This is a genomic window from Streptomyces sp. NPDC059224, from assembly GCF_042754285.1.
In the GTDB taxonomy this organism is placed as follows: domain Bacteria; phylum Actinomycetota; class Actinomycetes; order Streptomycetales; family Streptomycetaceae; genus Streptomyces.
On the sequence record NZ_JBHZAN010000013.1, the window covers coordinates 1 to 18,597 of the forward strand.

Here is an 18,597-nt window from a genome sequence, read left to right on the forward strand (position 1 = left end):
CGGGCTTTCCTCCGGGCTTCCCTTCGGTCTTGCGTTTCCGACTCTATCAGACCGTTTTCCGATCCGATTTCCTCGGTGCTTTCCAGGTTCCCGCTCTCGCGATTCCCTTTCCGGCGTTTCCGACTCTATCAGATCCTTTCGGCGTCTGATTCCCGGTCAGCGGGTGTTGTCTTCGCGGCTGTTGGGCCGTTCCGACGTCTCAAACCTTAGCGGATCCGCTCCCCGATGCCCAATCGGGCCTTAGCGGCTCGACCGGACAGCACGGAGACCCGAAATCGAATTGAATTCGGGCACGTCGAAATCAACCCGACCGGGAGATCGTACTGATGGTGTGAGTGCCGCTTTATGCGGCGGATGTGCTGTCGAAGAACCGTTACGGCTCGGCGGCAACCCGAAGAACTTTACGGATCGGGCAGGGCGGCGTCAAGTACCCCCTGTCAAGATTTTTTTCCGACCCCGTGACCTGCGTCAGTCCAGGTCGGTGAGCCGGCCGCCTGCGTCGGGCTGGGCATGCTCGACGCGGCGCAGCAGCCTGGTGAGGACCTCCCCGAGCACACCGCGCTCGGCGGAGGTGAGGTCCTGGAGCAGCTCCTCCTCGAAGACGGAGGCGAGGCGCATGGCCTCCAGCCACTTCTCACGTCCCTCGGGGGTCAGCTCGACGATCACCCGGACACGGTTGGACTCGTCCCGCTCCCGGGTGACCAGACCCTCGGCGACCATCCGGTCGATGCGGTGGGTCATCGCGGCCGGGGTGAGACCGAGCCGCTTGGCCAGCTCGCTGGGGCCCAGACGGTAGGGGGCGCCGGAGAGGACGAGGGCCTTGAGGACCTCCCACTCGGCGTTGCTGATGCCGAGGGCCGCCGTCTGACGGCCGTAGGCGACGTTCATCCGGCGGTTGAGCCGGGACAGCGCCGAGACGACCTTCTCGACCTGGGGGTCGAGGTCCTGGAACTCGCGCTGGTAGGCGGCGATCTGCTCGTCGAGTGTCGGCTCGCCGGCGCCGGTGGTCTCGGCCATGCCCGCAGTATCGCACGAACTAGCTTGGCGTTGAAGTCCTTCATGATGTAGTCTTTAGCTTCGAACTTTAGCTTCTAAGTCTTCAGGCCTCAGCAGTCCGGGGACTTCACGACCTGAGAGAGGTGAACGTGACCAGGGCGATGGGCGCAGCGATGCGCCGGATCCACGTGGGCAACGCACTCAGCGCGTTCGGGCTCGGCTTCACCGTCCCCTACCTGTACGTCTACGTGGCGCAGGTGCGGGGGCTGGGAGCCATGACGGCGGGTCTCGTGCTCGCTGTCTTCGCCGTGGCCGCGCTGATCGTGCTGCCGTTCGCCGGCCGGGCGATCGTGCGGCGAGGCCCCCTGCCGGTCCTTCTCACCGCCTTGGTCATGGCCGCGATAGGTGCGCTGAGCCTCGGTCTGGTGGGACAGGCGGCGACGGTGCTGGCCGCGGCCGCGCTGCTCGGGGCCGGACAGGCCGTGATGCAGCCTGCGCTGGCGACGATGATCGTGGACTGCTCGTCGGCGGAGACCAGGTCACGGGCGTTCGCGATGCAGTTCTTCCTGCAGAACCTGGGGCTTGGTGTCGGTGGCCTCATCGGCGGCCACCTGGTCGACACGACCCGCGTCTCCTCGTTCACGCTCCTGTTCGCGATCGAGGCCGCGATGTTCCTGCTGCTGGCCGTGGTGATGGCGACGGTACGGATGCCGCGCGCCCCGCGGATCGCGCACGCTCCGGCCTCGTCCGCCAGGAGCGGCCGGCAGCAGTTGCTCGGGAACCGGGCGATGGTGCAGCTGTGCGTACTGGGTTTCGTGCTGTTCTTCGCCTGCTACGGGCAGTTCGAGTCCGGGCTGAGCGCGTACGGCGTGGAGGCGGCGGGGATCTCGACGTCCGCGCTGGGGACCGCCCTGGCGGCGAACACACTGACGATCGTCGTCGCCCAGTTCGCCGTGCTCAGGTTCGTGGAGCGCCGGCGGCGGTCCCGGGTGATCGCGGGGGTCGGTCTGATCTGGGCCGTCGCCTGGGTCACGGCGGGCTACGCCGGACTGGGACACGGCAGCCAGGAGATGGCGACGGCCGCGTTCGTGTCGACCTACGCGCTGTTCGGGCTGGGCGAGGCGATGCTGTCGCCGACGGTGGCCCCGCTGGTGGCGGACCTGGCTCCGGCCGGCCAGGCAGGACAGTACAACTCGGCGTTCGCCCTGGTGAAGCAGCTCGCGCTGGCGGTGGGCCCGGCGGTGGGCGGCCCCCTGGCGGCGTCACTGCCCGCCCCGTACGTCGTGACGTTCCTGCTGTTCTCGCTGGGGATCAGCGTGCTGGCGATACGGCTCGGGCGGCGGCTGACCCCCGCCCAGGACCAGCCGTGGCTCGCCTCGAAGAGCGTGGTCGTGGCACGGGGTGGTGCTGCGGCGGAGTCCGTGTCCGCTTAGGGGCTGGACCGGGGGTCGCCTGCCGGCCCTGGCAGGGGGCCGGCGTGAGTGGAGCACCCCGCAGGGGCGCTGGGGGCATCCCCAGGCCGGAGGCTGGGGATGCGCGGCCAGCGCCCACTCACCCGCGGACGAAGCTCGGCCCTCTCACCCCTTCGGCAGGACGAACTCGCACCACACCGCCTTGCCGCCCCCGGGGGTTCTTCTCGACCCCCACCCCGAGGCGATCGTCGCCACGATCGCGATGCCCCGGCCCGACTCGTCACCCGGTTCCGCGCGTCTGCGGCGCGGCAGGTGGTCGTCGCCGTCGGTCACCTCGATGATCAGGCGGCGGTCGGTGCGCCGGAGCCGCAGCCGCATGGGCGGGGTGCCGTGCTGGAGGGAGTTGGCGACCAGCTCGCTCGTGGCGAGGACGCCCAGGTCGTGGAGTTCGACCGGGAAGCGCCAGCTGGTGAGCACACCGGAGGCGAACGCACGCGCGCGTGGCGCCGCCTCGACGCCGCCGAGGAGTTCCAGGGCCGCGTTGCGGAACAGTTCGCCGTCGGGTCCGGTACGGGCCGGGTGCTGGAGGACCAGGACGGCGACATCGTCGTCGTGGTCGGCCGTGACGCCGGCCGAGCGGACCAGGCGGTCGCAGATGACCTGCGGGCTTCCGGTGGCTCCTGCCAGCGCGCGTTCGAGCGCGGCGATGCCCTCGTCCAGGTCCTCGTCACGGCGTTCCACCAGGCCGTCCGTGTAGAGGACGGCCGTGGAGCCGGGGCCCAGCGGTACCGAACCCGACGTGTGGATCCAGCCGCCCGTGCCCAGCGGCGGGCCGGTCGGCTCGTCGGTGCGGAGCACGCTGCCGGTCTCGTCGCGGACCAGGATCGGCAGATGGCCGGCCGACGCGTAGACCAGCCGGCCCTCGTTCGGGTCGTGGATGGCGTAGGCGCAGGTGGCGATCTGGTTGGCGTCGATCTCGGTGGCGAGGCCGTCGAGGAGCTGGAGTACCTCGTGCGGGGGGAGGTCCAGACGGGCGTAGGCGCGGACCGCCGTACGGAGCTGGCCCATGACGGCCGCCGCCCGCACGCCCCGGCCCATCACGTCGCCGATGACGAGGGCGGTGCGGCCGCCACCGAGGGTGATGACGTCGTACCAGTCGCCGCCGACCGCGGCCTCGGTGCCGCCGGGCTGGTAGGTCGCGGCGATGCGCAGGTCGTCCGGCTGTTCGAGTTCCTGCGGGAGAAGGCTGCGCTGGAGCGTCACGGCCGTCTCGCGCTGGCGGCGCTCGCTGGCGCGCAGCCGCTCGGCCGCCTCCGCGTGGTCGGTGACGTCGGTGGCGAAGAGCAGGACGCCGCCGTCGTGGTCGCTGTTCTCGGCGACCGGGGTGCAGGTGAATGTGTAGGTGCGGCCGTCGAGTGCCTTGCGTGACTTCAGGGTGCGTGGCCTGCCGCTGCGCAGAACCTGGTCGAGGAGCGGGAGGAGACCGAGCTCGGCGAGTTCGGGCAGGGCCTCGCGGGCGGGGGCGCCAGGGACGCGTACACCGAACGCCGTCGTGTAGGCGTCGTTGACGTAGGCGATGCGGTGGTCGGGGCCATGGACGAGGGCGACCAGGGCCGGGACGCGGTCCAGTACGTCACGGGCGGGCAGTTCGTCGACGGCGGGCACACAGGGCGGATCGTCGGTCAGTTGTTCGACGCGGGCTGCGGGTACGGAGCCATCCCCCCGTCGGTCCGGGGGGACCGCGTGCTCGGTCCGCGCTGCGGCGCGGCGCTGCGTTCCGGGGAGCCGGGCGCTCCAGCGCGTGAAGTTCACGAATCCTTGCCTCGTGTCGTCGTCTCCGGCCTGCTGCGTGAGCGGCCGGGGTCCGGGGGAGATCCCCCGGTGCAGTTCTGGGGAGAAGCCTTGTGCTCGGTCGGGGGGGCAGTCTGGCAGGGTGGCCGTCGGCGGCGACATCCGTCAGACGCCGGGGCGGGCCGTGGAGTTCCTCGGTTCCGTCAGGACGACCCGTTCGAGTCGTCGGAGGGACTGTGAGGAGGCTTTCCACCGGCCGCGAGTTCGAACTCCGCTCGGGGGTGTTCGAGTGATCCGAGCGAGACGATCTCCCGTTTGAAGAGTCCGGAGAGGATCCATTCGGCGAGCACACGGGCCTTGCGGTTGAAGGTGGGCACCCTGCTCAGGTGATAGACGCGGTGCATGAACCAGGCAGGGTAGCCCTTCAGCTTGCGCTCGTAGACCTGGGCGACGCCCTTGTGCAGTCCGAGGGAGGCGACGGAGCCGACGTAGGCGTGGGCGTAGGTGTCGAGGGGTTCGCCGCGCAGGGCGTGCGCGATGTTGTCGCCGAGGACCCTGGCCTGGCGGACCGCGTGCTGAGCGTTGGGGGCGGTCTCGGTGCCGGGTTCGGCGGCGGTGACGTCGGGAACGGCGGCGGCGTCGCCCGCGGCCCACGCGTGGTCGACGCCGTCGATCGTCAGCTCGGCGGTGCATTTCAGCCGCCCGCGCGCGGTGAGCGGCAGGTCGGTGGCGGCGAGCACGGGGTGCGGTTCGGCGCCGGCCGTCCACACGAGCGTGCGGGTCGGGAAGCGCTGGCCGTCGCTGAGCACGGCGATACGGTCGGCGCAGGATTCCAGGCGGGTGCCCAGCAGCACCTGGATGTTGCGGCGGCGCAGCTCGGTGACGGTGTAGCGGCCCAGCTCGTGACCGACCTCGGGGAGGATCCGGTCGGTGGCCTCCACGAGGATCCATCTCAGGTCCTCGGGCTGGACGTTGTGGTAGTACCGGGTGGCGTAGCGGGCCATGTCCTCCAGTTCACCGAGGGCCTCCACGCCCGCGTAGCCGCCGCCGACGAAGACGAAGGTGAGGGCCGCGTCGCGGATCGCGGGGTCACGGGTGGAGGAGGCGATGTCCAGCTGCTCGATGACGTGGTTGCGCAGGCCGATGGCCTCCTCGACGGTCTTGAAGCCGATGCCGTGTTCGGCGAGACCGGGGACGGGCAGCGTGCGCGCGACCGAGCCGGGGGCGAGGACCAGTTCGTCGTATGTGAGGAAAGTGGCGCCTTTTCGCTCCTCGGCGGCGGCGAGGGTGGTGACTTCGGCGGTGCGCTTGGCGTGCTCGATGGACGTCACCTCGCCGATGACGACATGGCACCGGCCCAGAACGCTGCGCAGGGGTACGACTACATGACGAGGGGAAATCGAACCCGCGGCCGCTTCGGGAAGGAACGGCTGGTACGTCATGTAGGGGTCGGGGCTGACGACAGTGATGTCGACCTCGTCCCGCCTGAGCTCCGCCTTCAGCTTCCGCTGGAGCCGCAGGGCCGTGTACATCCCGACGTAGCCACCGCCGACAACGAGAATGCGCGCACGTTCCTTCACCATCCCATGACGCACCCGTGACTGTTGTTTGTCCACAGCCCCGGCAATTTGTGTGACCGGCGGTCTGCCGCGGGGCGCTTCCGGCGCGCGGTCGGGACCGGACGAAAGGGGCCAGGTCAGCGGCGGCGGGCGAGGGGGTGCGAAGGCAGCGAATCGGGAGGTATGCGACCCGTACTCCGATCGGGGGGCGCTCCGTGCGGAACGTGCCCCTTCTGAATTGACAGCCTCTCAACTATGTTCGTGTGTCGACGGGGTGTAGGGGATGTGGCCGAACGGTCCGCGACAGGCGGGTCCGCCCGGCCGCCGGCCGATGGATCGGCGACAGTTCCACTCGCTCCGGCCTTCACAGTGCGGGGAGCGTCTCCGGGGGGAGACGTCATTAACCGGGGGAACACAGATGCATATTCAGGACACGCATTGGGCATCGGCTTCCGCGCTCGCGACGGGCGGCGGAACGGTGAGCGCGGCGACGGGCAACGGACGCGGCGACGGGCCGCGCACGACCCCGCTGCGGGTGGACGCACAGCGCAATCTGGAACACGTGCTGCGTGCGGCACGGGAGGTCTTCGGCGAGCTGGGCTACGGCGCGCCGATGGAGGACGTGGCACGGCGGGCGCGGGTCGGGGTCGGCACGGTGTACCGGCGCTTCCCCAGCAAGGACGTGCTGGTCCGGCGGATAGCCGAGGAGGAGACCTCCCGGCTGACCGACCAGGCGCGCGCCGCGCTCGGGCAGGAGGACGAACCGTGGTCGGCGCTCTCGCGCTTCCTGCGGACGTCGGTGGCATCGGGGGCGGGGCGGTTGCTGCCACCGCAGGTGCTGCGCGTCGGGGTGCCGGACGAGGTCGGCGCCTCCGGGGCCGGGGCCGAGGAGGTCCGGGTGCCGCAGCAGCGGACTCAGCCGGGCGTCGGCGAGTTGCGGCTGGTGCCGGAGGAGCGGGAGCCGGTGGCCGACGAGGACGCGGGAGCGGCCGCGCTGCTCGAAGTCGTCGGGCGGCTGGTGGAGCGGGCCCGCGCGGCGGGTGAGTTGCGGCCCGACGTCTCGGTGTCGGACGTGCTGCTGGTGATCGCCACGGCGGCGCCCTCGCTGCCGGACCCGGCGCAGCAGGCGGCCGCTTCGTCGCGGCTGCTGGACATCCTGCTGGAGGGACTGCGGTCCCGCCCCTGACGGTTTCCTGGCCGTGCCCTGTCGCTCGACCGGGCGGCGCAGCAGCATGTGCCGTCGAGCCCGCGCCCCTTGCCAGGGCGCGGGCTCGCGGCCGTTGACGCCTCCCCCTGCGGGTGAGCGCCGGTGCACGGCGCTGACCGGTGCGCTCGGACGAGTGGCAGGTCCGTCGCGCAGGGGCCTGAACAAAAGCCAGTGTGGCAGTCTGAGCCGGTGATTCGGTCGGGGTCGGGCAGGGGCATCGGGGGCGTTGCGCGATGAGCGTTGACGGGCGGGACGAGTACGCCGATGAGTCCGCGGGTGAGGAACTGGCCTCGCCACAGGTGCCCGGTCAGGGCGGGCGGGCCGCCGTACCGCCCGCCGGCGAACCGCCGGAAGGGCACGTTCCGGCGCAGCGGAGCGGGAGCGTGCTGCCCCCTCTCCGGGAACTGCCGCCCGCCGACGCCGAGTTGATCGAGCGGATGCGGAGCGGCGACGACGCGGCGTACGAGGAGCTGTACCGGCGGCACGCGAAGGCGGTACGGCGCTATGCGCGGACCTGCTGCCGGGACGGGCACACCGCCGACGACCTGACCGCCGAGGTGTTCGCCCGGATGCTGCAGGCCGTGCGCGGCGGGTCCGGGCCCGAGTACGCCGTGCGCGCCTATCTGCTCACGTCCGTACGGCGGGTCGCCGCGCAGTGGACCAAGTCGGCCCGGCGGGAGCAACTGGTCGACGACTTCGCGCTGTTCGCGGCGCAGTCGGCACGCGGCTCCGAGGGCGACGACACCGCGTCCGGCGGCCCCTTCGGAGCGGGGACGGACCTCGGCGCCGATGTGCGCGCGATGCACGAGGCCGAGCAGTCGATGGCGATGCGGGCCTTCCGTTCACTGCCCGAGCGCTGGCAGGCCGTGCTGTGGCACACCGAGGTCGAGGACGAGTCGCCGAGCGAGGTGGCCACCCTGTTCGGGCTGGACGCCAACGGCACCCGCGTCCTGGCCAGCCGGGCCCGTGAGGGGCTGAAGCAGGCCTATCTCCAGGCCCATGTGAGCGCCTCCCTGATCGACGACGAGGAGTGCGCCCGCTACGCCGACCAGCTCGGCGGCTACGCCCGCCGCAAGTTGCGCATCCGCGCGGAGCGGGGGCTGCGCAAGCATCTGGAGGAGTGCGCCAAGTGCCGGCTGGCCGCCACCCAGATCGAGGAGGTCGCCGCCGGCATCCCGGCCGTCGTACCGGTCGCGGTCATCGGCTGGTTCGGGGTCGCCGGGTACGCCAAGGCACTCGGGATCATCGCCGGCGGGGCCGGAGCGGGGGCCGCGGGCGCGGCCGCAGCGGCGGGCGGTTCGTCCGGCGGGGCCGGCGGCGGCGGCGCCGCGGCCTCGGAGGGGCTGGGGGCACCGGTGAAGGCCGGTATCGCGGCCGGGGTGGTCACGGTGGCCGCCGCCGCGCTGGCCCTCGCCCTGGTGAACGACGGCCACCCGGCCAAGGAGGTGGCCCGTCCGGCCCCCTCCGCGCCGGTCGTCGCACCCGGCGCACCGACCCCGACCCCGGCCCCCACCCCGCCTCGGCAGGCACCGCACCCCGAGCCTGTCGTCCTCGCCCCCGAACCGGCCCCGAGGCACACCCCGAGCCCGACCCCGACTCCGTCCCCCACCCCGAGCCCAGCGCCGAAGCCCGCCCCCACTCCGACGCCGAGCCCGACCCCGCGGCCGGCCCCCACCCCGGCCCCCACTCCGCCGCCCACTCCGCCCCCCGCCCCGGTCGTCTACCAGTGGAACGAGCTGCGCTTCGACGTCACCGGCGACGGCACCCGCCCCGAGATGCGGCTCGGCGAGAGCAGCTGGGTGTGGCAGCGCTACGGGGTGACGGTCGCCGGCGAGCGGTACGCGAACGGCGTCACCGTGCACGGCCGTTCCTCCGTCACCATCGACCTCAACCGGGAGTGCACCGCGTACGACGCGATGGCCGGGGTGGACGACCTGACGCTCGGCCTCGGCAGGGTCGTCTTCTCCGTCTACGCGGACGGGGAGCGGCTGTGGCGGTCCGGGACGGTCGAGGGCGGCCAGGCGGCGGTCCCCGTGCATGTGAACCTCACCGGGCACCGGGCCGTGCGGCTGGTGGCCGAACCGGGCACCGGCTTCGACGCGCTGGCGCTCGCCGACTGGGCCGATTCGAGGTTCACCTGCCGGTAGCCGTCCCCGTGGGCGTCCCGCCCAGGGCGCGCAGGACGTCCTCCTCGGTGAGGGACGCGCCGCGGGCGCGCTCGGCCGCGTAGCGGCTGGGGGTCAGCGCCGCGCGGGCGGCCGCGTCGATCCGCTCGGCGCGGGTGTGCTCAGGCTCGGAACGGCCGGTGCCGGCCCGCCAGTGGTCGGTGGCGGCGAACAGCCGTACCGCGCCCGCCAGATCGCCGAGCCGGGCCAGCAGGTCGGCGCCGACGTCCGCCAGTGCCGCCGTGATCACCTCGGCGCACCGGGCCTCCATCGCCTCGCGCAGTCCCCCGGCCACGATCCGCAGCCCCTGCCGTGGGCCGTGCTCCATCGCCGTGATCAGGGCCTCGACCGCGCGGAACCCCGCCATGAACTGCGGAGGCGGGGTGCCGCCCAGCGTCGCCGCGCGGGCGGCCTCCCAGAACGCGCGGGCCTGGGCCAGGTCCCCTTCGTGCTGGGCCATGTGCGCCCGCAGCAGCGCCACGAACGCCTGTGACTCCGCCACCCCGTACCGCTCGGCGGCCTCGCTCGCCCGGTCCAGGGTGGCCCGGGCGGTCGCCCGGTCGCCGGAGCGGTAGGCGATCTCGGCGAGCCGCGCGATCAGGAACGGCGTCTCGGCGTGCGCGCCGACCTCGTGAGCCAGCCGCAACGCCTCCTCGTACTCGGTCTCCGCCTCCCGGTACCGGCCGCGTGCCATGGCCGCCTCGCCGGCCGCGCTGCACACCTGTGCCCCCATCCAGCGGTCCCCGACCCGCCGGCTGAGGATCCGCAGCTCCGCCAGGTCCTCGTCGACGCCCCGCAGGTTGCCGGGCGAGTCGACCAGGACATGAGCGCGGTACATCAGGGTGACGCCGATCTCCCAGTCGCCGCCGTACATCCGGCAGTTGGCGACGACGGCGGTCATGTCCGGGCCGATGTCCGCCGAGCTGCCCAGGAACCAGGCGGTCAGCGGCCAGATGAGGCCGGGCAGCCGGGCGGCCCGCGGACCGCCCGCCTCGAAGGCGGCCCGGACCAGCGCGATGTACTTCGGGGCCCGCTCGTCCGCCACCAGGCCACCGGGCGAGGGGGACTCGGACGCCAGGAGCAGGTCGAACAGCCGCAGGTCCATGCGCAGCTCGTACAGCGGGTGCCCGGTGTCGGCGCCCGGGGCGGCCAGCAGCGCGCCCACCGGGTCCGCCGCGTCGGCCAGCGCGCGCAGTTCCTCCGGTCCGGCACCGTCCGGCAGGGCGTCCCGCGCGACGCCCAGGCGCAGTACCGCACCGATCCAGGTCATGGCCTCCAGGCGGTAGTTGCGCAGCCACCAGAACCAGCTGACGGCGAGGACGATCCGGCCGGCCAGCGCCTCGTCGCCGGCGCGCACCGCGCGGTCGAGCGCGGCGCGGATGTTGTCGAGGTCGGTCTCCAGGCGGCGGATCCACGGAAGCTGCTCGGCGGACCGCAGTTCCGGCGCCGCCTCCTCCACCAGTGCCCGCGCCCAGGCGCCGTGCCGCCGCTCGGCCGCCGCGCGCAGCCCCGGGACCTCGGCGGCGCGCTCGTCGGCGTACTCGTGGATGGTCTCCAGCATGCGGTAGCGCATACCGCCGGTGCCGTCCGGACCCTCCGGGGTGGCGACGATCAGGGACTTGTCGACGAGCGTGCCGACGAGGTCGGCGACGGGGCCGGTGCACACCGCCTCGGCCGCCGTGAGGTCCCAGCCGCCGGCGAAGACGGACACCTCGCGCAGGACCGTGCGTTCCCCTTCGTCGAGCAGGTCCCAGGACCAGTCGACGACCGCGCGCAGGGTCTGCTGGCGGGGCAGGAGCGTGCGGCTGCCCGAGGTGAGCAGGCGGAAGCGGTCGTCGAGCCGGTCGGCGATCTGCCGGGGCGTCAGCAGCCGCAGCCGGGCCGCCGCGAGCTCGATGGCGAGCGGCAGTCCGTCCAGACGGCGGCAGATCTCGTCGACCGCGGTCCGGTCGCCCGGCGCCCCGTGGGCGTCGGGGCGGACGGCGGCGGCGCGCTCCTCGAACAGGCGGTGCGCCTGTTCGGGGGCGAGGGGCTCGACCGGGCGCACCGACTCACCGGGGACGCCGAGGGGTTCACGGCTGGTGGCGAGGATCGTGAGCCCCGGGCAGTGGGTGAGCAGGGTTTCCGCGAGGGCCGCCGCCGCTTCGACGACATGTTCGCAGTTGTCGAGGATCAGGAGTTGGCTGCGCCGCGCGCAGTACTCGACGAGCAGGGCCGTGGGGTCGGCCTGCGGGGTCGCCAGCTCGTTGGTCAGGAGCACGGTCTCGCGCAGACCGAGCGCGCTGACCACCGCTCCCGGCACCGCCTCCGGCCGGTCGAGCGGGGCGAGCTCGACGAGCCATGCCTGGGGGAGCCCGGCGGCGGCCTCCTCGGCGAGACGGGTCTTCCCGGAGCCGCCCGGTCCGGTGAGGGTGACGAGGCGGGCCCTGTGCAAATCGGAACGAACCGCGTCGAGTTCGGGTTCCCGGCCCACGAAGGAGGTAAGCCGTGGACGCAGGTTGCCGGTGCGGGGTGCGGGGCCGCCCGGCGGGATCTGCTCTTGTCTCAGCAACGACGCGTACAGGGACCGGAGTTCCTGGCCGGGGTCGGTGCCGAGACCGTCGGCGAGGATGCGGCGGGCGGTCTCGTACGCGGCGAGGGCGTCCGCCGGGCGGCCGGTGTCGCGCAGGGCGCGGATGAGCAGCGCGTGCAGCGCCTCGTCGTACGGATGCGCCGCGGTCAGCGCGGTCAGCTCCGGTACGGCGTCGGAGGCGCGGCCGAGGCGGAGGGCGGCGTCGGCTCGGGTCCGGGTGGCCTCCAGCCGCAGCGCCTCGGGGCGGGCGGCGGCCGTCGCACGGTCGGGGAGGTCGGCGAGGGCCGGGCCGCGCCACAGGGCGAGGGCCTCGGTGAGGAGACGGTGGGATGTCGCCGGGTCGGCGGCGGTCACGCCCTCGCGTACCCGGCGCTCGAAGACGTGCAGGTCGACGTCGTCCTCCGTCGCCTCCAGGCGGTAGCCGCCGGGGGCGGAGGTGATGCTGTCCTTGCCGAGGACACGGCGGAGCCGGCCGACCAGGGCCTGGAGGGCGGCCGGGGCGTCCTGCGGCGGGTCGTCGTCGGCCGCCCAGACTTCCTGGATCAGGCTCTCGGGGGTGCGGGTGCGGTGGGGGTGGAGAGCCAGGACGGTGAGCAGCGCGCGCAGACGCGGGCCGCCGACGGGTATGGGGGTGCCCTGGTCATCGGTCGCTTGGGTCACACCCAGAATTCGGTACCGCACCGGGTCATTGTCGCCGGGCCAGGTGGATCGGGCACGGGGGTTTCCACCCGGCGAGTTTCGCCGTCCGGGGTGCCGCGCCACGGGCCGGGGACGGGATGTCGCTCACCGCCGCTCGCACGGTGCCGCCCCGCCCACCCGTGCCGCCCCAGCGGCACGACTGCCCGCAGCCACGCAGCAGACGCCACAACAGCGCCCCGTCAGGGGCGCCGGCGGTACCGCCGGCCGAAGGGCCGGGCGAGGAACTGCGCGACAAAACCCCACCGGGCCTCGGCCGCACACACGAGGGACGCGCCCCGAAACCGGCGTCCGGGGCCACCCCGGCAGCTTCCCAGCCCAGGGCGACACAGCCACGCACCCGCGGCCGCCCCGCCAACCCCCTCAGGGACGCCGGGATCCCCCCGGCCGAAGACTGTGGGAGGAACTGCGCGACAAACCCCCCACCGGGCCTCAGCCGTGTACACGGGGGACGTGTCCCGCTGCGGGAGTCCGGGGGGCGGCGGCCCCGGAGGGTCATGGTCACGCCCCTGACGCCAGCGCGCCTCTCATCGGGCGGATCCCCGCAGGGACCGCACGCGCGCGTGCCGGTGTTCCCGTCCAGCACGTGCCCCGGCGGGACAGCAGGCGGCGCAGCCACAGCTCCAGGGAGACGAGGTCGGCCAGGCCGTCCAGCGGCAGGGGTTCGCCCGCCGCCGCCGCGCGGACCGCCTTGCGGACCACCCGGGCCTCCACCAGTCCCCCCGGCCCCCGCCCGGGCGGGGCTCCGCGGTCGACCCGAGCGTGGCCCCCCCCCCGCCCCCGGGGGGGGGGGCGGCCCGCCGACGAGGCGTGGGAGGGGGCGCCCCAGCCCGGCGGGAGGTCGGCGACGCCTGCGCCCTCCAGGACCGTGCGGAGGATGGTGGCGCGGGCCCCCGGCCGCACCCGCAGCGCCTCGGGGAGTTCGCGGCAGGCGCGGACCACCTGGTTGTCGAGGAAGGGGGCGTGCAGCCGCTGGGAGCGGATCTCCGCGGCCTGCTCCAGGACGCGGATGTCGGCCGCGTGGCGGGCCAGGACGGCACGCGCGCGATAGTCTCCGGGGCGCTGCCCGGGCCCGACACCGGAGCGGTTCGCGGCTCCCTGGAGCAGAACCGATACTTCAGCCAGCGCCTCACCCGTCAGCCAGCGGGCCGCCGGGCCGGGTCTCGCCCAGCTGAGCGCCGCGAGAGAGGCGCCCACCGCGCCTCCCGGTTCGTCGAAGCGCCGACGCATCAGGCGCTCGGCCAGGGACTCGACGCCCGCGCGGTACGGCGTTCGCGCCAGCCGGCGTGCCGCGCCGTACACGCGCGCGGAGACCATCACCGAGCCGTCTGCCTTGGCGAGCGCGGCGACCGGGCGCACGAGGTGCCGGCGCTTGCGGTCCATCAGCAGATCGGCGAGGCGCGCGGGGTGCGCGTCCAGCACCTGGCGGGCGCCGTAGCCGGTGAAGTGGTCGGCGCTGCCGGCTGCGAGGCGGGCACGGTGTCTGGCGGCGTGCACGAGGGACGGGCCCGGTTCGTCGGTCAGGGGGCCCTCCAGGTCGGCGTACGGGAGCATGTCCTCGCCGCCGGTCACCACCACGTGATGCAGCCGGGGGTTGGCCGCCAGGCTTCCGGCGCGCTCGAGTTCCGCCTCGCGGCCGCCGACGGCGAGGTCGTTGAAGGTGACCGCCAGGAGACGCTCGCCGGCGCCCGTGCCGTGGCCCAGGACCGTGCCGGGCATGCCGGGCAGCCCCGCGGCCAGCAGGGCGAGGGTGCCGGAGGCGGGGCCGCCGGACAGGTCGGCGCCGATGCCCGGCACCGGCATCCCGCGCGCCGCGCGCCGCTCGGCGGGGCCCATGCCGGGCACCGGACCGGGGTCGATGTCCGGGACGTGCCGGGGGGCCGACAGCCGCGCGCGTACGGCTTCTACGAGCGCGTCCCGTACGGCGTCCACCGCACGGTCGGGGTCGGCGGCGGGGGCCGCGACCGCGAGCGAGGCGACCTGCTCGTACCCGGCGACCTCGCGCGCCCCGGTGCGCAGGATCAGCGCATGCCCCGGCGGAATGCGCCGTACGCCCTCGTACGGAGTCGAGTCGTGCACCGCGGCGGGGACGTCGGGGGCGGCCAGGAGCGCGGCGAGGTGACCGTAGTCGAGGTTGGCCTCGATCAGGTCGGCGAGCGGCAGGGCGGCCGTGGCGTAGGCCGTACCGCCTGCCCAGGGGGTGTGGAAGACCGGGCGGGCGCCCGCGAGATCGCCGCAGACGGTGATCCGGCGGCCGACCTGGACGACGGCGGTGTAGCTGCCCGGCCAGGCGGTCAGATGCCGGAGTGCGCCCCCACGCGCCGTGAAGAGGCCGAGCCGGAGTTCCTCGTCGGTGGCGCCGCAGGTGCCGAGGACGGCGATGCGGTTCTGGGCGTCGGCCCGGATGACGCGCACCTCGTCGGGGCGCCAGTCGCCGACCGCCCAGAGCGGATCCGGGTCACCCCACAGCAGCTGGGAGCCGACGGGGTGGACGGTCTCGCCGTCGTGTCCCAGGGCGCCGGCGGAGCCGAGCGTGGCGGCACCGGAGGCGGTGCTGCTCCATCCCACCAACCACCGCATCGACGCCTCCACAGGCTGTGGACAACCATGCACGGTACGAACGGATCCCCATGCTGCCATGAAGGACGCGCTCCGGAGGGACGGTGGGGCCGCCTTTGATCCGCGGAAGATTTCCCGGAGTTGTCGCAGGAGCGGGCACGCGCGCGTGCCGCGCAAGTAGCGAACCGCCGTAGGGCGCACGGCAACTGCGACGCGAATGCGCCCCCTGTACGCTCCCCCAGGACGCCCTTAGCGCCCTCAATTCCCATGGTGGGAGCGTTGATCGCCCGCAAAAGGCGGAGTCGATTTTCGGCCAATTCGGCGAGGTCGACGCGGCGGTGCGCACGCTCCGTACATGCTTTGCGCACCGCACGCCGCCGTACTCGAACGCGCACAGTCCGGGAGGCGGGCATCGCCTCCCGGACCGGTCCGCCACCCGCGGGGATTGAGGTGGCGGTGTCCCCCAGCCCACTGGATCCAGTACAGCGGGCCGACCCACGCACCAATCATGGAATCGCTCCCCCGGTGGCCGGAGAAGAGCGCACGCACGGGCGCACGGCCACACGGCGGGGGCACGACGCGACATGGTGTGCACGGTGCGTATACGGACCGCACTCGCGTACGGACCACAATCCCGCCATCCGGAACAATGCCCCTTAACGCTTGGGATGCGGCGAACTACGCTGGGTTTACGAATGCCGCGTGGTTATGCCACCGCGGCAGCCGTCTGTGTCGAGGGGTGGCGCATGTCCAGGGAGCAACGCGGGCCGAACGAAAAGCTCGGCACCGTTCTCGCCCTCGCGGGAATCAGCAACGCAGGACTCGCGCGACGCGTCAACGATCTTGGCGCTCAGCGCGGGTTGACTCTTCGCTACGACAAGACGTCGGTGGCGCGCTGGGTGTCGAAGGGCATGGTGCCGCAGGGCGCCGCGCCGCATCTCATCGCGGCCGCGATCGGCCAGAAGCTCGGCCGCCCGGTGCCGCTCCACGAGATCGGCCTGGCGGACGCGGATCCCGCCCCCGAAGTGGGCCTCGCCTTCCCCAGGGACGTGGGACAGGCGGTGCGCTCGGCCACCGAGCTGTACCGGCTCGACCTCGCCGGCCGCCGCGCCGGTTCCGGCGGCATCTGGCAGTCGCTGGCCGGATCGTTCGCAGTAAGCGCGTACGCGACGCCCGCCTCGCGCTGGCTGATAACCCCCGCCGACAGTTCGGTCGCGCGCGAGGCGAACACCGCCGAGGCCTCCGGCGCACCGCTCAAAGTCGGCCACAGTGATGTGCAGAAGCTGCGGGAGGCGGCCGAGGACGCCAGACGCTGGGACTCCAAGTACGGCGGCGGCGACTGGCGTTCGTCGATGGTGCCGGAGTGCTTACGAGTGGAGGCGGCACCACTGCTGCTCGGCGCGTACTCCGACGGGGTCGGGCGGGCGCTGTTCGGGGCGAGCGCCGAGCTGACGCGGCTCGCCGGGTGGATGGCCTTCGACACGGGACAGCAGGAGGCCGCGCAGCGGTACTACATCCAGGCACTGCGGCTCGCCCGCGCGGCCGCCGACGTGCCGCTCGGCGGGTATGTCCTGGCATCGATGTCGTTGCAGGCGACGTACCGCGGGTTCGGCGACGAGGGCGTCGACCTCGCGCAGGCGGCCGTAGAACGCAACCGGGGCCTGGCCACCGCCCGGACCATGAGCTTCTTCCGGCTGGTCGAGGCACGGGCACACGCGCGTGCCGGCGACGCGCAGGCCGCCGGGGCCGCGCTGAAGGCAGCCGAGGGGTGGCTGGAACGCGCACGCGAGGGCGACAACGACCCCTCCTGGCTCGGTTTCTACGGATACGACCGGTTCGCCGCCGACGCCGCCGAGTGCTACCGCGACCTGAAGGCGCCGCGGCAGGTACGGCGCTTCACCGAGCAGGCGCTGTCGAAGCCGACGGAGGAGTTCGTCCGCTCGCACGGGCTGCGGCTGGTCGTCTCGGCCGTCGCCGAACTGGAGTCCGGAAACCTCGACGCGGCGTGCGAGCAGGGGGTGCGGGCGGTGGAGGTGGCCGGGCGGATCTCGTCGGCCCGGACGACCGAGTACGTGAAGGATCTGCTGCACCGGCTGGAACCCTACGGGGACGAGCCGAGGGTGGTGGAGCTGCGGGAGCGGGCCAGGCCGTTGCTGATGGCGCCCGCGTGAGGGACCGGGACCGCTGAGCGTCTGCCGGGCTGACGTCGTGCGGGTGTGCGGGGAGCTGGGCGGTTCCCCCCGGCCTTCGGCCCGGGGTGCCCCCGGCGCCCCTTCGGGGCGCGTGCCGGCGGCCGTGGGTCGAAGGCGCCCCGCGGCCCGAGCAGCAAGCCGCGCTCCCCCGCGTTTGAAGCGGCTGTCAGTGGCGCAGTGCACTATCGAGCGTGGGAGGTGGTGCAGGTGTCTGCCGGGACTGCTCATGACTGTGATGTGCTCGTCGTCGGGGGTGGGATCGTCGGGCTGTCCACGGCGTACGCGATCAGCCGTGCCGCGCCGGGCACCCGCGTCACCGTCCTGGAGAAGGAGGCCGGCCCGGCGAGGCATCAGACGGGCCGCAACAGCGGGGTCATCCACAGCGGGATCTACTACCGGCCCGGCTCGCTGAAGGCGCGGTACGCCGTCAAGGGTGCCGCCGAGATGGTCAAGTTCTGCGCGGAGTACGGCATCGCACACGCCGTCACCGGCAAGCTGATCGTCGCCACCGACCGGGCCGAGCTGCCCCGGCTGCACGCGCTCGTGCAGCGCGGCCGGGAGAACGGAACACCGGTGCGGGAGCTGGGGATGACCCAGATCGCGGAGTACGAGCCCGAGGTGCGGGGGCTGGCCGCCATACACGTCGGGACCACCGGCGTGTGCGACTTCGTCGGGGTCGCCCGGCAGTTCGGCGAGGCCTCGGGGGCGGAGATCCGCTACGGGGCCCGGGTCGAGCGCGTCGACCGGCGGCCGGAGCGCGGCGTGGCCGTGCTCACCGCGCGCGGGGACGTCGTACGCGGACGCGTGCTGGTGAACTGCGCCGGGCTGTACTGCGACGAGATCGCCCGGCTGACCGGGGACGATCCGGGGATGCGGATCGTGCCGTTCCGTGGGGAGTACTACGAGCTGGCCCGGCGGGAGCTGGTGCGGGGGCTGGTGTACCCGGTGCCGGACCCGGCGTTCCCGTTCCTCGGGGTGCACCTGACCCGTGGCATCGACGGAGGTGTGCACATCGGGCCCAACGCGGTGCCGGCCCTCGCCCGGGAGGGGTACGGGTGGGGCGTCGTACGGCCCCGGGAGGTCGCCGGGACGCTGGCCTGGCCGGGGTCGTGGGAGCTGGCCCGGCGGCACTGGCGGTACGGCGGCGGGGAGCTGCGGCGGTCGGTCTCCAAGCGGGCGTTCACGGCGGCCGTACGGCGGCTGCTGCCGGCCGTGACGGAGGCGGACCTGGTGCTGGCGGCGGCCGGGGTGCGGGCGCAGGCCGTGCTGCGGGACGGCTCGCTGGTCGACGACTTCCTGATCAGGGAGGGCGCCCGGACGGTCCACGTGCTGAACGCGCCCTCGCCCGCGGCGACGGCCTCGCTGCCGATCGGGCGGGAGGTGGCGCGCCGGGCACTGCAGATGCTGGGCTCGGTATGACACCGGGTGTGACGCCGGGGACGACCGGG

Annotated in this window: 10 protein-coding genes; 5 read left to right on the forward strand and 5 right to left on the reverse strand. The window is 73.5% G+C overall.

The window, feature by feature from the left end; translation table 11 throughout:
- Window positions 1-468 precede the first annotated feature (468 nt).
- Window positions 469-1,017 carry a MarR family transcriptional regulator gene (locus ACFXI4_RS15515; RefSeq protein WP_362727621.1) on the reverse strand — a complete coding sequence of 183 codons (549 nt, stop codon included), beginning with the start codon at window positions 1,015-1,017 and terminating at the stop codon, window positions 469-471.
- 140 nt (window positions 1,018-1,157) lie between these two features.
- On the opposite strand from ACFXI4_RS15515, the gene ACFXI4_RS15520 reads away from it, so the two are divergent.
- Window positions 1,158-2,429 (forward strand): MFS transporter, encoded by a 1,272-nt coding sequence (locus ACFXI4_RS15520; protein ID WP_384991103.1) that lies wholly within the window; start codon window positions 1,158-1,160, stop codon window positions 2,427-2,429.
- A gap of 144 nt (window positions 2,430-2,573) precedes the next feature.
- Here the strand turns inward: ACFXI4_RS15520 and ACFXI4_RS15525 are convergent, their stop codons facing one another.
- Complete coding sequence (locus ACFXI4_RS15525; RefSeq protein WP_362727619.1) at window positions 2,574-4,220, reverse strand: SpoIIE family protein phosphatase; 1,647 nt, start codon at window positions 4,218-4,220, stop codon at window positions 2,574-2,576.
- Window positions 4,221-4,402: 182 nt separating this feature from the next.
- Complete coding sequence (locus ACFXI4_RS15530; protein WP_384990733.1) at window positions 4,403-5,782, reverse strand: NAD(P)/FAD-dependent oxidoreductase; 1,380 nt, start codon at window positions 5,780-5,782, stop codon at window positions 4,403-4,405.
- 394 nt (window positions 5,783-6,176) lie between these two features.
- Here ACFXI4_RS15530 and ACFXI4_RS15535 point away from each other — a divergent pair, with 394 nt between their 5' ends.
- Together ACFXI4_RS15535 and ACFXI4_RS15540 are read left to right on the forward strand one after the other, a co-directional pair.
- Window positions 6,177-6,944 carry a helix-turn-helix domain-containing protein gene (locus tag ACFXI4_RS15535; RefSeq protein WP_362729416.1) on the forward strand — a complete coding sequence of 256 codons (768 nt, stop codon included), beginning with the start codon at window positions 6,177-6,179 and terminating at the stop codon, window positions 6,942-6,944.
- Window positions 6,945-7,198: 254 nt separating this feature from the next.
- Window positions 7,199-9,112 carry a sigma-70 family RNA polymerase sigma factor gene (locus ACFXI4_RS15540; RefSeq protein ID WP_384990735.1) on the forward strand — a complete coding sequence of 638 codons (1,914 nt, stop codon included), beginning with the start codon at window positions 7,199-7,201 and terminating at the stop codon, window positions 9,110-9,112.
- Here ACFXI4_RS15540 and ACFXI4_RS15545 read toward each other — a convergent pair.
- Together ACFXI4_RS15545 and ACFXI4_RS15550 are read right to left on the reverse strand one after the other, a co-directional pair.
- Window positions 9,099-12,383, reverse strand: a complete 3,285-nt coding sequence (locus ACFXI4_RS15545; protein WP_384990738.1) for a BTAD domain-containing putative transcriptional regulator — start codon at window positions 12,381-12,383, stop codon at window positions 9,099-9,101. The genes ACFXI4_RS15540 and ACFXI4_RS15545 overlap by 14 nt on opposite strands.
- Window positions 12,384-12,899: 516 nt before the next feature.
- Entirely contained in the window at window positions 12,900-14,978 is a 2,079-nt protein-coding gene (locus tag ACFXI4_RS15550; RefSeq protein WP_384990740.1) for an asparagine synthase-related protein, read from the reverse strand.
- 725 nt (window positions 14,979-15,703) lie between these two features.
- Here ACFXI4_RS15550 and ACFXI4_RS15555 point away from each other — a divergent pair.
- Window positions 15,704-17,128, forward strand: coding sequence for an MFS transporter (locus tag ACFXI4_RS15555; protein WP_362578463.1), 1,425 nt, complete (start codon window positions 15,704-15,706; stop codon window positions 17,126-17,128).
- Window positions 17,129-17,347: 219 nt separating this feature from the next.
- The gene (gene lhgO, locus ACFXI4_RS15560) at window positions 17,348-18,568 is read left to right on the forward strand and encodes an L-2-hydroxyglutarate oxidase (protein ID WP_384990743.1); all 1,221 of its coding nucleotides are present in this window, start codon (window positions 17,348-17,350) and stop codon (window positions 18,566-18,568) included.
- Window positions 18,569-18,597 lie beyond the last annotated feature (29 nt).